At 81.5% G+C, this 509-nt stretch carries 1 protein-coding gene; it reads right to left on the reverse strand.

Going from position 1 to position 509, the window contains the following annotated elements; translation table 11 throughout:
• On the reverse strand, positions 1-509 hold a 509-nt coding region (locus tag LQ51_RS12420; protein WP_046565328.1), incomplete at both ends, for a transglutaminase-like domain-containing protein.

The following is a 509-nucleotide window of genomic DNA, read 5'->3' on the forward strand; positions in this document are numbered from 1 at the left end:
GGCGGCCAGGTCCGCGCCGGCCGGGTGCCGGGCCAGCCGCAGCGCGTCGGTCAGCTCCCGCCAGGCGCCGGCGATCCGCTGGGCGGGGTCACCCCGCTCCAGGCGGGCCCGGGTCAGGTTGCGCCGCCAGCCGGCCAGCACCAGCAGCAGGACCCCGACCAGCAGCAGCCCGCCGCCCGTGCCGGCGCCGACCAGCACCGGCGTGCCGGGGCCGCGCCGGCCGCCCGCGTTCCCGTCCGCGGCGGCCGCCGGGGGTGTGGCGGTCGGCTGGTCCGTCGGCTCCGGCACCTCCGACGGGGGCGGGTCGTCCGGCTTGGAGCGGAAGTCCTCCTCCACCGGGCGGGGCTGCTCGTCCGGGCGGGGCAGCGGATCGAACGGCACCCAGCCGACGCCGTCGAAGAGCACCTCCGGCCAGGCGGACGCGTCGGCGGCGCGCACCGGGCCGTCCCCGCGCGGCCGGAAACCCACCACCACCCGGGTCGGCAGGCCGGCCAGCCGGCCGAGCACCG

The sequence above is a fragment of the Micromonospora sp. HK10 genome, assembly GCF_000982955.1.
In the GTDB taxonomy this organism is placed as follows: Bacteria; Actinomycetota; Actinomycetes; order Mycobacteriales; family Micromonosporaceae; genus Micromonospora.